Consider the following 12,114-nt stretch of genomic DNA (forward strand, 5'->3'; position numbering starts at 1 on the left):
CTTAAATTATCCAACGCTTAAGAAAACTTGTCCGGGTGTTTCTATTCTTATATGGAGCCCACGACCGGATTTGAACCGGTGACCTCTTGCTTACCATGCAAGTGCTCTACCTCCTGAGCTACGTGGGCTTACAATAAGATATTTTACTATTGATTAATACCCTTGTCAATACTCATTCTTCATTAGGAACGGGAAATTTCTGCTTTCCTGAATCTTGGTGTATAATGAAATTTCCATACATGAGTATAAATGTAAGTTTCCCTGGTATATTTCAGATGCTTTCTTTATCCGTCAAGTACCGTTCAATCTTCTTCTTGATTCGCTGCAAAGCATTATCTATGCTTTTTACCCTCCGGTTCAAATCAATGGCGATTTCTTCATAGCTTCTTCCCTCGACATAATAGGTAAGCACCTGCCTCTCAAGACTGCTTAGCATGCTGTTGATCTTCTCCTCAGTTGCGTCCAGGTCCTCCTTTCCAATGAACAGCTCCATTGGATCTGTTGCACCGTCGCTGCTTACGGTCTCAGCCATGGTTGAGGCTCCTTCTCTGTAGATGGGCTTGTTCAAGGAAATGTATCCATTAAGCGGAAGGTGCTTTTGCCTCGTTGCAGTCTTTATGGCGGTTATCATTTGCCTTGTGACGCAAATATCGGCAAAATTCCTGAAGGAGGAAGTCTTCTCATCCCTGAAATCCCGGATAGCCTTGTACAGTCCAATCATGCCTTCCTGTATTATATCATCCCGGTCGGCACCAACAATGTAGTAGACCTTTGCTTTGACCTTTACCAGGTCCTTGTATTTGTATATAAGGTGTTCCAAGGCCAGCAGGTCCCCTCCGTTGGCCAGTGCAACAATCTCTTCGTCTGACATCTTGTCGTAAATTAGTCCACTTACTTTATCTTGTCCCTTGAAGACCATTGTGAAACCTCCCTGATGATTGTGACTATTTTCCCTTCCAGTCCTTAAGCTTGTGCAATACCTGATCTTCCAGCCTTCCGATTGATATGTCGTTTCTTGTATTGAGTCTTTTCCTTTTTCTGTTGACCATTCTCATTTCATCTTCAATTTCCGCCTGAAGCTCCCTTGCGGAAATTCTGATTCCACCTCTTGAAAGTATTATCTGCTGCTCAACCCAATCAGAGGTGGCAACCCTCACCCGCATTTCACGGCCCATTTCATCAAGTGCCTTCTCAATGTAGTGGTCCGCCAGCTCATTCTCCTTTGTGTAGATGACCCTGATACCCTTGTACTCCTCTTCACTCCTGTTGTTACCCTTAACCATGTAGGCATCAAACACTACAAATATTTCAATTCCTGAATAATGCTTGTATTCTGCAAGAATTTCCACAAGGGTGGTCCTGGCCTGTTCAAGGTCCACCTTTGAAATCTCCTTCAGGTTTTCCCAGGAGTTGATGATGTTGTAGCCGTCTACAAAAAGGTACTCCTTGGATTTCCTATTTCCCTTCATAGGACTGCCTCACAACCTCATAAATGAGAATTGATGCAGCGTTGGAAGCATTAAGGGACCCAACCTTCCCGGTCATAGGAATTTTAACAAGAACATCACACTTTTCCTTTACAAGCCTTGAAAGGCCTTTTCCTTCATTTCCGATCACAAGGGCAATGGCTCCCTTCAGGTCGGTCCTGAAGTATTCATTCTTCCCATCCATGTCAGCACCATATATCCAGAGACCTTCCTTTTTTAGTTCTTCAATGGTCTGGGAGATGTTGCCCACCTGGGCCACCATCATGTGCTCAACAGCCCCTGCAGAGCTCTTGTAGACGGTCTGATTGACCATTGCAGCACGCCTCTTGGGTATGACAACTCCATGGACACCGGCACACTCGGCAGTTCTTATGATTGCACCAAGGTTGTGTGTGTCCTCTATTCCGTCAAGTACCAGAATAAACGGGGATTCGTTCCTGTTCTTTGCAAGCTTAAGCATATCCGCCACATCTGAATACTCGTAGCCTGTCACCAGGGCAACAACTCCCTGATGGGCATTGCCATCTGCCATGGAGTCAAGCTTGTTCTTGTCCACCTGCTGTATTACAATCCCCATGTCCTTGGCTTTTCCCATTATCTTGTTTATGGAACCCTTCAGGTCTCCCTTGAGGACATAAAGTTTGTCCACCTGCTTGTCCGACTTCAAAAGCTCCATAACTGGATTCCTTCCAGATACATACATCTCTTTCATATATATTCTCCTCTACTCTGCTGCAGCCTGGGCTGCTATTCTCTCATCCAGGTCCTTGAAAAACTCTCTGACCTCCACAATTCTTCCACAGGTCATCTCACCCTCGGGGCATGGTCCGTTTACACAGCCTGGACCTGCGTGGCCGAACAGTACCGGATAAACCTTTTTCACTTCCCTGAGCATCTGGATTGCAAGCTCCCTTATTTCCCACTGGGCCCTGTTGCAGGTTCTTAAACTGAAGAAGTTCATGAGACTTCTTGCGTTCATGGTCACTACAATTTTTGTCTCACAGGCATTGGGGAATACGTATCTTGCATCCTCAATGGCTTCCTTCTCTGCCCTTTGCCTTGCATCCTTCTCTTTTCTGCCTTCATCTATATATCTATTGTAATGCTTTTCATACAATCTCTTTGAGATTTCATCATATGCCTTTTGGTCAGCCTCCATGGCTTCCACGAAAATCCTCTTTGACTCTGGGTCTGATTCTATGTGAGGAGGTATGACATATTCAAACTGGGCCAGTCTGACATACCTTTGGGACTGCTGCGAAAAGCTTGCTATCCTGTGCCTCACAAGCTGATGGGTAAGGGTTCTTGAAACTCCCTCTATTCCAAATGTAAAGCTAACATGTTCAATTGGACTTTCATGTCCAAGGTCCATAAGCAGCTTAAGAAATGATCGCATCTTCTTGTCATCCTGTCCTTCCTCTATATCACTTATCCCAACAGGGGAATAGCATAGCTTTGCCGCTGAGGCAACCAACTTCTCACCCTCTGGAGTATATCTCAACAATTCAACCTTCATTTGTCGCTCCCCTTTCTGTATCAGACTGGTATATGTGCCTGAAAAGCTCCATCAGCCTTTCGTCCTTTCCCGACAGGTACAAATAGCCCATCAGGCATTCAAAGCCTGTGGCATACTTGTAATCCCTTAGATCAACATTCTTTGGAGAAGAGTTTATCCTAGCGTTTCTACCTCTTCTTATAAAGGATTTTTCCTCATCCGTAAGCAGCTCATCCAGCTTTATGACAGACTCTGCCTGTGCATTGGCCTTAACATACCTAGTAGCTTCCTTGTGAAGCTTGTTCACATTCACATCCCTGGACATGATGGCAGTTCTTACAAGGAGCTCAAAAACTGCGTCTCCGATGTAAGCCAGCTGCAGCGGAGACATCATCCTAAGGTCTTCACCTTTCAGTTCCTCGTTCACGTCCCTGAAGGATTTGACCTCTAGACCCTTTTCCATTTTACACCATCTCTCGTGTCTTCAAGGACAATTCCCCGCTCCAGAAGATCGTCCCTGATCTGGTCAGCCTTAGCGAAGTCCCTGTTCTTCCTTGCTTCGTTTCTATCCTCAATAAGCTTTTGAATCTCCTCATCAAGAATCTCATCCTTCCTTGTGAGTATTCCAAGGACCTTGGCCAGCTGCATCAAGATGTCATATGAATGCCTGACTGCCCCTCTTGATGATTCCTCATTGAAATTTGAGTTTGTATACTTAACAAGATCAAATATTGCTGCAACTGCATCAGCAGTGTTCAGGTCGTCATCCATGCTGTCCTCAAAGCTCTTCTTGAAGGCATCGATTTCCGCAATTATGGAATCCTCATTTCCTAAATTCTCAGGCAGATCCTTCTCCAACAGGAACTCCAGATTTTTCTTGGCACCGTAGAGCCTTTCAAGACCGTTCCTGTTCTGGTCCATTATCTCCCTGCTGAAGTTGATTGGCTTTCTGTAATGGGCGGATAAGAGAAAAAATCTCAAGACTTCCATTTCGTACTCTTCCTGGATTTCCTTAAGTGTGAAGAAGTTACCCAGTGATTTTGACATCTTCTGATTATCAACAAAGAGCATTCCGTTGTGCAGCCAGTAATTGGCAAAGGGTTTGCCTGTAAGTGTTTCCGACTGTGCAATCTCATTTTCGTGGTGAGGGAACTGCAAATCCTCCCCTCCGGAATGGATGTCAATGGTCTCACCTAGTAGGGCTTTGGCCATTACTGAACACTCTATGTGCCAGCCGGGTCTTCCCTTGCCCCATGGGCTATCCCATGAAGGCTCACCTGGCTTTTCCTTTTTCCATAGCACGAAATCCATTGGATTCCTCTTGTCCTCATTTACATCTATCCTGGCACCGCTTACCAGCTCATCTATGTTCTTCTTGCTGAGCTTACCGTAGTCCCTGGCGCTTTCAATGCTGAAATAGACATTTCCATCCACCTCATAGGCTGCACCCTTCTCCTCCAGAGCCTTGATGAAATCAACCATCTGGGATATATAGTCCGTAGCCTTTGGATTGATGGTGTTGTACTGGTAGATACCCAGAGCTCCTGCATCCTCCTTGAAGGCTGCAATGTATCTGTCGGCAACCTCCTCGACTGTTATGTTCTCCTCCTTGGCCTTGTTTATAAGCTTGTCGTCAATGTCCGTGAAGTTCAATACAAACCTTACGTCATAGCCCTTGTATATAAAGTATCTCCTAAGTGTATCAAAGGTCACAAGAGGCCTAGCGTTTCCAACGTGGATAAAGTTATACACAGTGGGACCGCAGTTGTACATGCTTACCTGCCCCTCCACCAGCGGCACAAACTCCTCCTTCTTTCTTGTCAATGAATTAAATAGCTTCATACGAGTCCTCCTTAACATTACTAAACAAAAATCGCCCCTGATCTAAGCAGAGACGATTTTCAGCCTGAATCATGGCTTAACACAACGGTCCAAACCAGTCTATGCTACTCTCATTCTATTATATGAAGCAGCCATCAGTCAATTATATCCAGTACCTTTTGGGCTCTATCAACTATTTTGTCATTCCCAAGTAGATAGAGCACATTAACAAGCTCCGGTCCATGTGCGCTTCCAGTCAAGGCAACCCTTGTGGGCATAAATAGATTCTTGCCCTTTATTCCAGTGTTCTTCTGGATCCTCTTCATGAAGTCCTTGGCATTTTCCAGGGTGATCTGGTCTGATTCCTGGGCCTCCTTAATTATCGCATCCATGAGCGTCCTTCCATTTTCATTGTTAAGGAACTCATCATAGGCCTCTGCTTCATATATCGGATTCTCTTCAAAAATGAACCCAACCTTCTCTACTACCTCATTTACAGTTGCAAGTCCTTCCCTGACGGTTTCTATGAGAACATCTACCCAATGGGAGTTCTCCCTTGCAAAATCCTCATCCATGTAGCCTGCTTCAATAAGATAGGGTAGGGTCATATCCTTGATCCTCTGGAGGCTTTCACTTCTTATATAGTGTCCGTTTACCCAGTCAAGCTTGTCCTTGTCAAATATTCCACCAGTCTTTGAAACCCTGTCAAATGAGAATTTCTGGACCATTTCATCCATTGATAGTATTTCCTCATTTCCTTCCGGGCTCCAGCCCACCAACGCCAGATAGTTCACAAGACCCTCAGGCAGGTATCCTTTGGTTCTGAAATCATCAACGGATACATCCCCATGTCTCTTGGACAGCTTCTTCCTCTCCTTGTTCAGAACAGTTGGCAGATGTACATAGGTTGGCTTCTCCCAACCAAAGGCCTCATACATATACACGTGCTTTGGAGTTGATGGAAGCCACTCCTCTCCCCTTACTATGTGGGTTATTCCCATTAGATGGTCATCCACCACTACCGCCATGTGATATGTGGGGAAGCCATCTGACTTCAGCAACACCTGGTCGTCTATGTCATTTGTATTTATGGTGATGTCACCTCTTACAAGATCGTGGAAATGAATATCCCTGTTAAGGGGAAGCTTCAGTCTCACAACATGGTCTTCACCTGCGGCAACCCTCTTCTTGGCATCCTCAAGGGATACGTTTCTGCAGAAGCCATCGTATTTTGGAACCATGCCCTTCATCTTCTGTTCTTCCCTTACCGCTTCCAGTCTTTCCTTTGAGCAGAAGCAGTAGTATGCGTGACCGTTCTCTATCAGTTCATCAACATATTTTCTATAGATATCCAATCTCTTTGATTGCACATAGGGACCGAAGTCACCCTTTTCAACAATTTTACCGTCCTCTACGAAGACCCCCTCATCATACTGGACGCCAGCCCAGTGAAGGGAATCAATAAGGTTCTCTATGGCTCCTTCAACAAATCTGGTCTGATCTGTATCCTCGATTCTCAGCACAAACTTGCCGCCGTTCTTCTTGGCGAAAAGATAATTGTACAAAGCGGTTCTCAAGCCTCCAATGTGTAGATATCCCGTAGGACTGGGGGCAAATCTCACTCTTATATCACTCAATTCACACACCTCCTGAATTAATATCAATCCTCTGTAACTTAATACCCTTAATCGGGGTAATTAAAGAGAAAATCCTTCCTCTTCAAATGCCTCAATAATCAAATCCTTTATCTTATCAGCAGTGACCTCCTGCTTGCCTTCCCTCTTTCTCAGGGAATACTCAACAATCCCTTCGCCAGCCATCTTGCCCACTGTTATCTGCACTGGAATTCCAATAAGCTCCCTGTCTGTAAACTTGACTCCGGGTCTTTCGTTTCTATCATCCAGGAGAACCTCAACACCCATCTTCTTAAGGTCTTCATATATCTTCTCTCCCAGCTGGTTCTGCTCGTCCTTCTTGGTATTGACTATTGTAACCACCGCATGGTAAGGTGCAACCACAAATGGCCAGATTATACCCTTCTCGTCGTGATACTGCTCAACAACCGCCGCAACACTTCTTGAAACCCCTATACCGTAGCTTCCCATTACAAATGGCTGTTCCTTGCCATTTACATCAAGATAGGTAGCCTTAAGGCTTTCACTGTACTTGGTTCCAAGCTGGAAAATGTTTCCTACCTCAATTCCCCTGTCCAAGGACAGCTTCTCTCCGCAGGTGGGGCAGGTGTCACCCTCTTCTATCATCAGAAGATCCTCAACAACCTCACCCTGGAAGTCTCTTCCATAGTTTACATTTACAAGGTGGTAATCAGTTTCGTTTCCACCAACTACAATATTCTTAAGGGTTGTCACCCTTTTGTCCACAAGCAGCCTTGTACCCTCAGCGAGTCCAACAGGCCCTGTAAAGCCCTTGTTTGCTCCTGAAATCTTCTTGATAATCTCTTCATCCGCCATCTCAAGCTCGTGTCCTGGTACCATAAGGTAGTTCGCAAGCTTGGTTTCATTGAGCTCACGGTCTCCTGGGATAACCACCACAACAGGCTCGCCCTGAGCAACAAATACTAGAGCCTTTCCAAACCTATAACGTTCAATACTGAAGAACTCAACAAGACCGTCTATGGTCTTCACTTCAGGAGTCAGGACCTTCTCGATCTCCTTCTCCTCCTCGTCGCTCTGAGGGATTGTATATATGACCTGTGCCTTCTCGTCAGTGGCTGCAAAGTCACAGCTGTTACAGTAGGCAACAACTCCTTCGCCCACATGGCTCATGGCAGTGAACTCGTGTGAGACCTTCCCTCCCATGGCTCCAGTATCTCCCTGGACCACCTTGTAGTTAAGCTTAAGTCTAGTGAACACCCTGTCGTAGGCATCCCACATGTTCTGGTAGGCCACACTCATGGCTTCCTCGTCAACATCAAAGCTGTAGGCATCCTTCATGATAAACTCCCTGCATCTCATAAGTCCAAATCTAGGTCTCTTTTCATCCCTGTACTTGGTTTGGATCTGATAGATGCTAAGTGGTAGCTGCTTGTAGGACTTGATTTCATCCTTGATAAGGTCCGTGAAGTACTCCTCGTGCGTAGGTCCAAGACAAAATTCACGATCGTTCCTGTCCCTGAGTCTCCACATTTCCGGACCGAAATTGGCCCATCTTCCCGAAGCTTCCCAAAGCTCCCTTGGCTGTATAGCTGACATCAAAAGCTCCTGGGACCCTGCTGCATCCATCTCTTCCCTTACAACCTTCTCCACCTTCTTGATGGCTCTGTAGCCAAGTGGAAGATAGGAATAAACTCCACTTACAAGCTTTCTGATCATCCCGGCTCTAAGGAGCAGCTGATGACTTGGTATCTCTGCCTCAGAGGGTGTTTCCCTCAGGGTAGGCATATACATTTTTGACATTCTCATACTTTTCACCCCAAATCTTATATTTAAAAAACAAAAAACCCTTCGTCTCACCAAGAGACGAAAGGTATATTCCGCGGTACCACTCTTATAAGCCCAGAGGGCTCACTTTAAGGGCTGTAACGTAGCCAAACGTTCTGTTTTAGCAGAATGCTCCGGGACAGGTTCACATATCAGAGGGACAGAAATCTTCCAGCCTAGGATTTCCTCTCTTGGACCATGATACAATACTAGCTCCCATCAAAGCTGACACAAATAAGTTTACACAAAACCCTATCTGTTGTCAATTGATTTTTCCAGCAAACAAGTGCTGTAGGAGGATATGCCCTCCTCTCTACCTTCAAAGCCCAGTCTTTCAGTTGTGGTAGCCTTGACTCCAATGTCCTCTACCGGAACCTGAAGCACCTCTGCTATGTTTTCTCTCATCTGATCTATAAATGGTGCAAGCTTTGGCCTCTGTGCAGCGATTACATTGTCTGCATTCACAAGCCTGTAGCCCTTCTCCTTCATTACCTGGAATACCCTCTCCAGAAGTATCATGCTGGATATGTCCTTGTACTCCATATCAGTATCGGGAAAGTGCTTTCCAATGTCCCCGGCACTCATGGCACCCAGTATGGCATCCATAAGACTATGAACGAGAACATCAGCATCAGAGTGTCCCAACAGCCCCATTTCGTGGGGTATCTGGACTCCTCCGATCACAAGTCTTCTGCCCTCCACAAGCTTATGAACATCGTATCCAATTCCAACTCTCATCAGGCTTCACTTCCTAGTCTCTGCCCGAGATGCTCAGGGTCTTTTCCTTGGCAATTGATTCTGCCACCACAAGATCCTCAGGCGTTGTGATTTTAATATTGTCATAGTGCCCCATTATCATCTTGACAGGATATCCCGTCTTCTCCACCAGGGAGCTGTCATCAGTACCAAGTATACCCTCTGCGATTGCATACTCATAGCCTTCCTTCAGCAGCTCTATCCTAAAGCATTGGGGCGTTTGTGCTGCCCACAAAAGCGCCCTGTTGGGCGTGTGGTGAACCTTGTTGTCCTCTTCAATCACCTTGATTGTATCTTTAAGAGGGACCCCAACCACGCAGGCTCCATGCTCCAAGGCTCCCCTTATTCCATTCATTATTGATTCCATCCTCACAAAGGGTCTTGCTCCGTCGTGGGTCAGTACAATGTCTGCCCTTTCATTCAAGGCCATTATTCCGTTGTAAATTGAATCCTGCCTTTCCTTGCCACCCTTGATTAAGTTGGTTACCTTCCTATAGCCGTACTTTCTCACAATTTCCTTGCGGCAGTACTCAACCTCCTGCTCCTTTGACACGACGATAATCTCATCCACGTATTTGCAGGCTTCGAATTTCTCGATAGTGTGGGCAAGTATCGGCTTATTGTCAATAACGATGAACTGCTTGTTTATCTTGCTTCCCATCCGGTTGCTCATACCCGCAGCAGCTATTATCACCGACACAAAATTTCCTTTATACATTAGACCACCTCAACAAACATTCATTACTCATCCAACAACCTCTATACCGCTTTCTCATACAAAGCCTTTGGCTTTGCAAATATCATCCTGCCGGCTGAGGTCTGAAGAACCGATGTAACTATTACATCTATGGTTTCTCCAATATATTTTCTACCTGATTCTACTACTATCATGGTGCCGTCGTCAAGGTATGCAAGACCTTGGCCTGCTTCCTTTCCATCCTTGACAACCTGCACAACCATCTCTTCACCTGGCAAAACAACGGGCTTAACCGCATTTGCAAGCTCATTGATGTTTAGGACCTCGATTCTGTGCACCTCAGCAACCTTGTTGAGATTGTAGTCGTTTGTTATGATTTTACCCTTCATATACTGAGTAAGCTTCAGCAGCTTTGAATCAACCTCGCTTACCTCTTCAAATTCCTTTTCATGGATTATTATTTCAGTATCCAGCTCGTTCTGGATCCTGTTAAGGATGTCCAGACCACGTCTTCCCCTATTTCTCTTGAGTCCGTCAGATGAATCCGCTATATGCTGCAGCTCCTCCAAGACAAATACCGGAATTACCAAAGGACCTTCAATAAATCCTGTCTTTACGATATCTGCGATTCTACCATCAATTATTACACTTGTATCAAGAATCTTGGGACATGCTCCTGTCTCTACTCCTCTTTCCTTGTGGTTCTTCTTCCCCGTTCCGATGTTGCCTGTGAAATTACCCAGTGTAGTTGTTATGTCCTCGATGTTTTTGTTGGGTATGGTAACCCCCAGGTATCCAAGAAGGCCATAAAGTATGATGGATGCAACAACCCCCACATATGGTATTTGCAGTCTGTAAAGTGGCTGGCTCAGCAGATAGGCAATTATAAGTCCTATTATAAGTCCAACCGCTCCAAGTGCTATGTTTTGTATGGAGAACCTTTGAATCTCCCCTTCGATTACTTTGGCAATGTTCTGGCCTTGCTTGATGATCTTAGAAGAAAAAATAAAAAATATAATTCCAAATATAGATATAAAAATAATAATTGCAACAAGCTCTGCCATGCCAGTGACATTGACCAACTCAAGGCCCTTGAACCCTGTGTATGCCAGATAGCCCAACAGCATACCAAAGAGTCCGATCAGAACCCTGGCTATTTTTTTAACCATAATTACACCTCCTGTATTTTTTTCATAGTTTCTATTATAAACCTATTGGCAGTGTAATGCCAGCATAAGTTTACTCTTCAGACTCATCCCCTTCTTCCTCGATTCCCTCATTTTCCATTATTTCCTTGTCAACCAGTGCCTCAATCTCCTCATAGGTGTCTCCAGTAACAAGAACAAGCTCTGAAAGAAGCATCTGCTTTGCATTGCTTAGCATCTTTCTCTCCCCTGTAGACAGACCTTTTTCATTGTCAAGCAAAGTAAGGTTTCTAACTACAGATGCAATTTCATGGATGTCCCCGGTCTTTATTCTATCCATGTTAATTCTATATCTTCTGTTCCAGTTCTGTGGCATTTTTGTCTTGTGCCCTCGTAGAATGGACATGATATCATCAATCTCATCAGGGGTAATTATCTCCCTCACTCCAACCTCTTCAACATTTGACACTGGAACCATGACCTTCATATCCCCAATGGGCATCTTGATTATGAAATACTCTCTCTTCTCACCAAGAATCTCCTTTGTTTCAAGCTTTTCAATAACACCAGCGCCATGCATAGGATAAACAATTTTATCGCCAATTTTGAACATATCAAAACCTCCCCATAGTATTCCCTCATTATATTATTATAACGTAGAAAACCCCATAAGTAAAGTTAGTATATTACCACAGAAATGCAAATCATGTCAATATTATTTTAAATTAATGACCAGAACTTAATATGTAAACAAATTGACCCCATTTCGGTTTGACAACCTGATGCATTAAACCGTATAATTAAGTTGAGAACTTAACAAGAGGAGGTTCATATGGTTAACGGGACGAATCATGAAAATCTAATAGAGGAACTTCAGAATCAAGTATCTGAAACACTTGTAAGACACAAAAGCATACTGGACATAATGACAAAGCTGGATGAGTACAATGCCAGAATCAACCGGGCAGTAGCCAAATCTGTAACATCCTGTGGCTGTATAGAAATAAAAGCTCAAAAGCAGGATTTCAATTCCGAAACACTTACAGACGCCCTTGCAAAAGTGGATTCACACGTAGTGGGAGACATATGCCCCAACTGCAAGGAGGTCCTTGAGCAGGAAATCGGAGCCTACATCTATTTTCTGGCATCCCTGGCCAACACCCTTGATTTCAGATTGAAGGATACGGTGAAAAAGGAGCTGGACAGAACCAAAACCCTTGGTGTATACGGAATGAAGTAATAAAAAATACAAGGCACTCTGAAAAACAGACCA

General features: G+C 44.6%; 13 protein-coding genes and 1 tRNA gene. 1 reads left to right on the forward strand and 13 read right to left on the reverse strand.

All coding sequences use genetic code 11. From position 1 onward, the window contains the following. Positions 1-52: 52 nt before the first annotated feature. The 13 genes from ACKVDP_RS13070 to ACKVDP_RS13130 form a co-directional block, all read right to left on the reverse strand. Positions 53-128 (reverse strand) — tRNA-Thr (locus tag ACKVDP_RS13070). Positions 129-271: 143 nt separating this feature from the next. Further along, positions 272-919 carry an RNA polymerase sporulation sigma factor SigH gene (gene sigH, locus ACKVDP_RS13075; RefSeq protein ID WP_409229335.1) on the reverse strand — a complete coding sequence of 216 codons (648 nt, stop codon included), beginning with the start codon at positions 917-919 and terminating at the stop codon, positions 272-274. A gap of 25 nt (positions 920-944) precedes the next feature. Next, positions 945-1,469, reverse strand: coding sequence for an NYN domain-containing protein (locus ACKVDP_RS13080; protein ID WP_409229336.1), 525 nt, complete (start codon positions 1,467-1,469; stop codon positions 945-947). Then, positions 1,456-2,199, reverse strand: coding sequence for a 23S rRNA (guanosine(2251)-2'-O)-methyltransferase RlmB (rlmB, locus tag ACKVDP_RS13085; RefSeq protein WP_409229337.1), 744 nt, complete (start codon positions 2,197-2,199; stop codon positions 1,456-1,458). Before rlmB ends, ACKVDP_RS13080 begins: the two co-directional genes overlap by 14 nt. Before the next feature lie 12 nt (positions 2,200-2,211). Further along, a complete protein-coding gene (gene thyX / locus ACKVDP_RS13090; protein ID WP_409229338.1) occupies positions 2,212-3,003 on the reverse strand; it encodes an FAD-dependent thymidylate synthase in 792 nt (263 codons plus the stop codon). Then, entirely contained in the window at positions 2,993-3,445 is a 453-nt protein-coding gene (locus ACKVDP_RS13095; protein WP_409229339.1) for a Mini-ribonuclease 3, read from the reverse strand. The genes thyX and ACKVDP_RS13095 overlap by 11 nt, the downstream gene beginning before the upstream one ends. Then, entirely contained in the window at positions 3,430-4,824 is a 1,395-nt protein-coding gene (cysS, locus tag ACKVDP_RS13100; protein WP_409229340.1) for a cysteine--tRNA ligase, read from the reverse strand. Before cysS ends, ACKVDP_RS13095 begins: the two co-directional genes overlap by 16 nt. Before the next feature lie 134 nt (positions 4,825-4,958). Further along, positions 4,959-6,440 (reverse strand): glutamate--tRNA ligase, encoded by a 1,482-nt coding sequence (gene gltX / locus ACKVDP_RS13105; protein ID WP_409229341.1) that lies wholly within the window; start codon positions 6,438-6,440, stop codon positions 4,959-4,961. Positions 6,441-6,500: 60 nt separating this feature from the next. Beyond that, on the reverse strand, positions 6,501-8,225 hold the full coding sequence (locus ACKVDP_RS13110) for a proline--tRNA ligase (RefSeq protein ID WP_409229342.1): 1,725 nt from the start codon (positions 8,223-8,225) through the stop codon (positions 6,501-6,503). Positions 8,226-8,495: 270 nt separating this feature from the next. After that, positions 8,496-8,981: a 2-C-methyl-D-erythritol 2,4-cyclodiphosphate synthase gene (gene ispF, locus ACKVDP_RS13115; RefSeq protein WP_409229343.1), complete on the reverse strand. Its 486-nt coding sequence runs from the start codon at positions 8,979-8,981 to the stop codon at positions 8,496-8,498. A 13-nt stretch (positions 8,982-8,994) separates the two neighbouring features. Continuing rightward, positions 8,995-9,717: a 2-C-methyl-D-erythritol 4-phosphate cytidylyltransferase gene (gene ispD, locus ACKVDP_RS13120; protein ID WP_409229344.1), complete on the reverse strand. Its 723-nt coding sequence runs from the start codon at positions 9,715-9,717 to the stop codon at positions 8,995-8,997. A 41-nt stretch (positions 9,718-9,758) separates the two neighbouring features. Beyond that, a complete protein-coding gene (locus ACKVDP_RS13125; protein ID WP_409229345.1) occupies positions 9,759-10,865 on the reverse strand; it encodes a PIN/TRAM domain-containing protein in 1,107 nt (368 codons plus the stop codon). Positions 10,866-10,935: 70 nt separating this feature from the next. After that, positions 10,936-11,454, reverse strand: coding sequence for a CarD family transcriptional regulator (locus ACKVDP_RS13130; RefSeq protein WP_409229346.1), 519 nt, complete (start codon positions 11,452-11,454; stop codon positions 10,936-10,938). Between the two features lie 219 nt (positions 11,455-11,673). Here ACKVDP_RS13130 and ACKVDP_RS13135 point away from each other — a divergent pair, with 219 nt between their 5' ends. Beyond that, a complete protein-coding gene (locus ACKVDP_RS13135) occupies positions 11,674-12,081 on the forward strand; it encodes a DUF1573 domain-containing protein (RefSeq protein ID WP_409229347.1) in 408 nt (135 codons plus the stop codon). Positions 12,082-12,114: the final 33 nt, after the last annotated feature.

It is taken from the genome of Gudongella ferriphila, assembly GCF_046224405.1.
GTDB lineage: Bacteria > Bacillota > Clostridia > Tissierellales > Tissierellaceae > Gudongella.

Bases quoted from the DNA above. Each gene is read 5' to 3' on its own strand.
- ACKVDP_RS13135 (WP_409229347.1), top strand. From the start codon at position 11,674: ATGGTTAACGGGACGAATCATGAAAATCTAATAGAGGAACTTCAGAAT.
- sigH (WP_409229335.1), bottom strand. From the start codon at position 919: ATGGTCTTCAAGGGACAAGATAAAGTAAGTGGACTAATTTACGACAAG.
- cysS (WP_409229340.1), bottom strand. From the start codon at position 4,824: ATGAAGCTATTTAATTCATTGACAAGAAAGAAGGAGGAGTTTGTGCCG.
- ACKVDP_RS13095 (WP_409229339.1), bottom strand. From the start codon at position 3,445: ATGGAAAAGGGTCTAGAGGTCAAATCCTTCAGGGACGTGAACGAGGAA.
- rlmB (WP_409229337.1), bottom strand. From the start codon at position 2,199: ATGAAAGAGATGTATGTATCTGGAAGGAATCCAGTTATGGAGCTTTTG.
- ACKVDP_RS13110 (WP_409229342.1), bottom strand. From the start codon at position 8,225: ATGAGAATGTCAAAAATGTATATGCCTACCCTGAGGGAAACACCCTCT.
- ACKVDP_RS13080 (WP_409229336.1), bottom strand. From the start codon at position 1,469: ATGAAGGGAAATAGGAAATCCAAGGAGTACCTTTTTGTAGACGGCTAC.
- ACKVDP_RS13130 (WP_409229346.1), bottom strand. From the start codon at position 11,454: ATGTTCAAAATTGGCGATAAAATTGTTTATCCTATGCATGGCGCTGGT.
- ispD (WP_409229344.1), bottom strand. From the start codon at position 9,717: ATGTATAAAGGAAATTTTGTGTCGGTGATAATAGCTGCTGCGGGTATG.
- ispF (WP_409229343.1), bottom strand. From the start codon at position 8,981: ATGAGAGTTGGAATTGGATACGATGTTCATAAGCTTGTGGAGGGCAGA.
- ACKVDP_RS13125 (WP_409229345.1), bottom strand. From the start codon at position 10,865: ATGGTTAAAAAAATAGCCAGGGTTCTGATCGGACTCTTTGGTATGCTG.
- thyX (WP_409229338.1), bottom strand. From the start codon at position 3,003: ATGAAGGTTGAATTGTTGAGATATACTCCAGAGGGTGAGAAGTTGGTT.